Source organism: Aliiroseovarius sp. (assembly GCF_030148435.1).
In the GTDB taxonomy this organism is placed as follows: domain Bacteria; phylum Pseudomonadota; class Alphaproteobacteria; order Rhodobacterales; family Rhodobacteraceae; genus JASBTN01.
In genome coordinates this window covers 1-5,718 of the sequence record NZ_JASBTN010000078.1, presented here as the reverse complement: position 1 = coordinate 5,718, position 5,718 = coordinate 1, and the positions used below count along the sequence as shown (strand labels likewise).

At 64.7% G+C, this 5,718-nt stretch carries 6 protein-coding genes; all 6 read right to left on the bottom strand.

Translation table 11 applies throughout. The features are described 5' to 3' along the window. The coding region (locus Q1V43_RS16630; protein ID WP_366146221.1) for a YgaP-like transmembrane domain at nt 1–77 on the bottom strand (77 nt) is incomplete at its 3' end. Nucleotides 78–142: 65 nt separating this feature from the next. After that, nucleotides 143–799: a Crp/Fnr family transcriptional regulator gene (locus Q1V43_RS13730; RefSeq protein ID WP_300519054.1), complete on the bottom strand. Its 657-nt coding sequence runs from the start codon at nt 797–799 to the stop codon at nt 143–145. A gap of 139 nt (nt 800–938) precedes the next feature. Next, nucleotides 939–1,811, bottom strand: a complete 873-nt coding sequence (mmsB, locus tag Q1V43_RS13725) for a 3-hydroxyisobutyrate dehydrogenase (RefSeq protein WP_300519051.1) — start codon at nt 1,809–1,811, stop codon at nt 939–941. 10 nt (nt 1,812–1,821) lie between these two features. Beyond that, on the bottom strand, nt 1,822–2,844 hold the full coding sequence (locus Q1V43_RS13720) for an enoyl-CoA hydratase/isomerase family protein (RefSeq protein ID WP_300519049.1): 1,023 nt from the start codon (nt 2,842–2,844) through the stop codon (nt 1,822–1,824). A 200-nt stretch (nt 2,845–3,044) separates the two neighbouring features. Next, nucleotides 3,045–4,178 carry a carboxylate-amine ligase gene (locus tag Q1V43_RS13715; RefSeq protein WP_300519047.1) on the bottom strand — a complete coding sequence of 378 codons (1,134 nt, stop codon included), beginning with the start codon at nt 4,176–4,178 and terminating at the stop codon, nt 3,045–3,047. A gap of 137 nt (nt 4,179–4,315) precedes the next feature. Next, on the bottom strand, nt 4,316–5,718 hold a 1,403-nt coding region (locus Q1V43_RS13710), incomplete at its 5' end, for a CoA-acylating methylmalonate-semialdehyde dehydrogenase (RefSeq protein WP_300519045.1).

The window sequence follows — 5,718 nt, the reverse complement described above, 5'->3', positions numbered from 1 at the left end:
ACGGCCCAGGCCACCAGCGCCAGACCGACAATCACACGCAGCGCGCGGTCGAGGGTACCTTCGTTCTTTGCAAACATGATGTAGTCCTTTCCTTGCCTGACCCCGGTTTACTCCCGCAGGGTGTGAAAGGCATGTGACCAGGTCACAGAGCGGGGGATTTTCTCACCTCTTCCAACCCGGCGCGGTCCAGAACGGTCACTTCCGCGCGCCCATGGAGGACCAATCCAGCCCTGGCCCAGCGGTCCAGCCGGCGCGAGACAACCTCGCGGGCCGACCCGATGGCGGTCGCCATGTCCGCCTGAGTCATGTGCAGGGTGCCGGCCCTTGCCCGGTCCAGGACCAATCCGGCCAGCCGCGCCTCGACCTTCATGAAGGACATGTTTTCAACCAGTTGCATCATGTCCTGCATCCGCGCGGCAAAGGCGCCAAAGACCATGCGGCGAAAGCCGGGCGAGCTGTCCACCAGGGCAAGGAACAGGTCTCGCGGGATCAGCACCAGCCGCGCGGGCCCGGCGGCGGTGGCCTCGCCGGTGTACTCCTCCCCGCCCAGCAGGCCCAGGGTGGACTGAATGCAGCTTTGTCCCGGCGCCACCTGATAGAGCAGGATGTCGCGCCCGTTCGGGCCGATCAGGTGCACATCCACCCGGCCCGACAGCACGACAACATAGCCCTTCACCGCGTCGCCGGGGGAAAACAGGACCGCGCCCCCGGGAACGTCCATCGGGGCAAGCCGGTCCAGAAGCGTGCGGGCGGGGGCGTCCAGACCGGCGATCTCTTGCGTGTCCTTGGTCCAGCTCATGAGATTTCATGCCTCCGGCGGGGATATTTTCGGCAAGATAAAGAGGGGCGCACAGCGCTTTTTATCTTGCTTCAAATATCCCGGGGGAGGGGTGCCCCGCAAGGGGTACGCCGTGGGGGCAGAGCCCCCGGGCCACGGGTCAGCCGCGCGAGCGTTTCTCGAATCGCGGCAACATGGCCGAGAAATCCTTGCCCAGCCCGTCTTCATCGTCGACGAAATCGCTGTAGAGCTCGGTCGCGCGCTGGCCCATCGGCGTGTCCGCATCCACCGCCTCGGCGGCCTGTTGCGACAGGCGCAGGTCCTTCAGCATCAGCTCGGCGGCGAAACCGGGTTTGTAACCGTTGTCGGCAGGCGATTGCGGGCCCACGCCGGGGGCGGGGCAATAGGCATTCATGGTCCAGCTGTAGCCCGACGAGGTCGAGACCACGTCGAACATCTTTTGCCGGTCGAGCCCCAGCTTGTCGGCCAGCGCGAAGGCCTCGCAGGTGCCCGCCATGGTAATGCCCAGGATCATGTTGTTGCAGATCTTGGCGGCCTGACCGGCGCCTGAGTCGCCGCAATGCACCGCTTTCTGACCCATGATGTCAAACAGCGGATTGGCCTTGGCGAAGGCGGCTTCGGACCCGCCGGCCATGAAGGTCAGAGTGCCGCCAGCGGCCCCGCCGACACCACCTGAGACGGGCGCGTCCACCGGCAGCAGGCCCGCCGCCGTGGCATCGGCCGCCACCGCGCGCGCACTTTCAACATCAACGGTCGAACAGTCGACGAACCCCGCGCCCTTGCTCATCGCCGGGATGATCTCTCCGGCCACGGCGCGCAGGATAGTGCCATTGGGCAACATGGTGATGACCACATCGGCGCCCGTGGCGGCCTCGGCGGCGGAGCCCGCCAAGGAAACGCCCTCGATCGACACCTCCGCCATGTCGAACCCGGTCACGTCGTGACCCGCTTTCGCCAGATTCGCAGCCATCGGGCCACCCATGTTGCCCAGTCCGATAAATCCGATTTTCATTGTGTCCTCCTCAGAACGTCAAAGCCTGGTCGCCCAACGGGGCCAGCATGGTGTCGATTGCTTCCTGCGGCAAGGTGTCGGGGTCGTGTTTCCACTGCGGCGAACGGTCCTTGTCGATGATCGCGGCGCGGATGCCCTCGATGAAATCGCCGTGTTCCATCGCGCGGTAGGTGTAGCGGTATTCCAGATCCAGCGCGGCGCGGATATCGGTCACGCCCCTAAGGCGGGCCATCATCTGGATGGTGACGGCGACGGACAGGGGCGAGTTGCGCAGTACGGTCTTCAGCGTCTTCTGGGCAAATTCGCCCGGATCCCTGCGCAGGTTGGCCAGAAGGCCGGGCAGGGTGGGCGCGGCGAAATGCGCGTCGATCGCGGGTTGCAGCGCGGCAAAGCTGCCCTCGGGGGCGTCCCCGGCCACCAGGCAAGCCGTGTCGCCGGAGGTTGTCAGCCTCTCGATCAGGCCGGGCCATTTCTCCTGCGATATGAACATGTCGGCAAAGCCCACCAGGATCGCGTCGGCGGCCCCCATGCGCGCGCCGGTCACGCCCGCGTAAGTGCCCAGATGGCCCGGCGCATTGGCCAGGATCATCGACCCTCCCACATCCGGCACGAGGCCGATGCCGACCTCGGGCATGGCGATCTGGCTGGTCTCGCCGACGATCCGGTGCGAGCCGTGGCAGCCCACCCCCATGCCGCCGCCCATGGTGAAGCCCTGCAGGAAGGACACGATGGGTTTCGCGTATTCGTGGATCTTGGCGTTCATCCGGTATTCATCGCGCCAGAAGGTGCGGCCATAGGCGAAATCGCCCGCCTTGCCCGTGGCATAGAGATCGGCGATGTCGCCGCCCGCGGAAAAGGCCTTGTCGCCCTCGGCGTCGATCACCACAAGGGCCACGGTGTCATCGGCGCGCCACTGGTCCAGGGCGGTTTCGATCGCGGTGCACATGTCGTAGGTGACGGCATTGAGCGCCTTGGGGCGGGTGAGCGTGATGCGGCCGGCCCGGCCTTCGATGCGGATATTGATGTCGGTCATTCGTGTTCTGTCCTTGGAAACTGTACCACCCCGTGGGGCGGCCCCCGGGCCCGTGCGCGTGTCGCCTCCCACGCGCGTGTGGAATTGAACGTTTGTTTAGCGCGGAATTCTTACAGGAATTTTGCAAGCACCGGAACCAGCGGCGGGAACCCTTTCCAGAAACGGGAAACAGGCCGGATTTCGGGTCATTTTCCGGGGGGCTACAGATCGGCGTGGAATTCCTCGACCAGGTGGCGGGCGACGTCGCGCAGGGCTTCTTCGACGCTCTTTTCTGCCTGGATACTGTCGTTGAACACGGCGCGCTGGCGGTCGGCGGAGGTGCCCGTGACCAGGATGTTGCGGGCGTTCTCGACTTCCGCCAGGCAGCCCAGGGCCTCGGCATCCTCGCGCAACAGCTCGATCAACTCGTCGACAAGCGCCGCGAAATCCACGACCTCGCGCCTGCCGAAGTCGATCAGGCCAGCGCCCACGCCGTAACGCTGCGCGCGCCACCGGTTTTCCGAGATCAGGAAGTTGTCGTAGGTGCGCCAGCGCTGGTTCCGCGCTTTCAGTCGCCAGAGCATCCGCGTCAGGGACTGGATCAGGGCGGCCAGCGACAGCGTCGTTTCCAGCCGGGGCGAGACATCGCAGATACGGGCCTCTATCGTGGGAAAACGGGACGAGGGGCGCAAATCCCACCAGATCTTGGAACTGTCCTCGATCAGCCCGATATCCACCAGGGCACTCACCGACCGTTCATATTCCGACCAACTGGCCAGGCGCGGCGGCAACCCGGTGCGGGGCAGGTTGTCGAAGACGGTCAGCCGGTAGCTGGCAAGCCCGGTATCCTCGCCCTGCCAGAAGGGGGAACTGGCGGACAGGGCCAGCAGATGCGGCAGGAAATAGGTCAGCTGGTTCATGATGTCGATACGGGTGTCGGGGTCGTCGATGCCCACATGCACATGCATGCCGCAGATCAGCATGCGCCGGACCACCCCGCCCAGATCGCGGCGCAACTCGTTGTAGCGGTCCTTGTTGGTGTGATGCTGTTTCTTCCATTCGGCAAACGGGTGGCAGGACGCGGCGATCGGAGCGAGCCCATAGGTCGCCGCATGTTTCGACACCGTGCTGCGCAGGCGTTTCAGGTCCGCGCGCGCCTCGGCGACATCGGAGCAGACACAGCTGCCGATCTCGATCTGGCATTGCAGGAATTCGGGGCTGACCTGGCCTTCCAGTTCGGCCTTGCAATCCTCCATCAGCCCTTCCGGCGCCTCGGCCAGTTCCAGGCTGCCCTGGTCGACCAGCAGGTATTCCTCCTCGATGCCGATCGTGAAGGCGGGCGCGTTCTGGGCCATACTCTGTCCTCCCGTTTTGCACGAGTTGAACAGGAAAGTGGCTTTCAGACAAGCGGTTGGAGATTTTCCCTGAGCGGAAACGAAAAGCCCGCCAGTTTGAAAACTGGCGGGCCGGTTTGTTTGCGGGGCGGTCGAGGTCAGTCCATCGCCTTGAAGTTGAACTCGCCACCTTCCTTGATACCCGACGGCCAGCGCGAGGTGATCGTCTTGGTGCGGGTGTAGAACTTGAAGGCGTCCGGGCCGTGCTGGTTCAGGTCGCCGAAGCCCGACTTCTTCCAGCCGCCGAAGGTGTGATAGGCCAGCGGCACCGGGATCGGCACGTTGATGCCAACCATGCCGATGTTGATCCGGTTGGCGAAGTCACGGGCGGTGTCACCGTCACGGGTGTAGATCGCAGTGCCATTGCCGTATTCGTGGCTGATCGCCAGGCCGATCGCTTCCTCGTAGGATCCGGCGCGCACCATCGACAGGACCGGGCCGAAGATCTCGGTCTTGTAGATGTCCATGTCCGGGGTGACGCGGTCGAACAGGTGCGGGCCGACGAAGAAACCGTCCTCGTAGCCCTGCAGGCTGAAGTCGCGGCCATCCACGGCCAGTTCGGCGCCCTGATCGACACCGGACTGCACCAGACGCAGGATGTTTTCCTTGGCAGCCGCGGTCACGACCGGACCGTAGTCCACGTCATCACCGGACGTATAGGGGCCGACCTTCAGCGCCTCGACCCGCGGGATCAGCTTTTCAACCAGCTTGTCGGCGGTTTCCTCGCCGACCGGCACGGCGACCGAGATCGCCATGCAGCGTTCACCGGCCGCGCCGTAACCGGCACCGACCAGCGCGTCGGCGGCCTGATCGAGGTCCGCGTCGGGCATGATGATCATGTGGTTCTTGGCGCCACCGAAACACTGGGCGCGTTTGCCGTTCTGCGCGGCGCGCTCGTAGATATATTGCGCGATCGGGGTGGAGCCGACGAAGCCCACGGCCTGGATGATCTCGTGATCAAGGATCGCGTCGACCGCGCCCTTGTCGCCGTTGATGACCTGCAGCACGCCATCCGGCAAACCGGCTTCTTTCAACAGTTCGGCCAGCATCAGCGGGACCGAGGGGTCACGCTCGGACGGTTTCATGATCATCGCGTTGCCGGCGGCCAGCGCGGGGCCCATTTTCCACAGCGGGATCATGGCGGGGAAGTTGAAAGGCGTAATGCCCGCGACAACGCCCAGCGGCTGACGCATGGAATACATGTCGATGCCGGGACCGGCGGAGTCGGTGAATTCACCCTTCAGGAGGTGCGGTGCGCCGATGCAGAACTCGATCACTTCCAGGCCACGCTGCACGTCGCCCTGGGCGTCGGGGAAGGTCTTGCCGTGTTCCGAGGACAGTTTCTCGGCCAGCTTGTCCATGTCGGCGTCGGGCATCACGATCATGTGGTTCTTAGCGCCGCCGAAGCACTGCACGCGTTTGCCGTGCGCGGTGCCGCGCGAATAGACATATTCGGCGATCGGCGTCGAGCCGACGAAGCCGACGGCGCCGATATCGGGAT

Coding starts and splice junctions, on each gene's coding strand:
- Q1V43_RS13730 (WP_300519054.1), bottom strand. CDS start 799: ATGAGCTGGACCAAGGACACGCAAGAGATCGCCGGTCTGGACGCCCCC.
- mmsB (WP_300519051.1), bottom strand. CDS start 1,811: ATGAAAATCGGATTTATCGGACTGGGCAACATGGGTGGCCCGATGGCT.
- Q1V43_RS13720 (WP_300519049.1), bottom strand. CDS start 2,844: ATGACCGACATCAATATCCGCATCGAAGGCCGGGCCGGCCGCATCACG.
- Q1V43_RS13715 (WP_300519047.1), bottom strand. CDS start 4,178: ATGGCCCAGAACGCGCCCGCCTTCACGATCGGCATCGAGGAGGAATAC.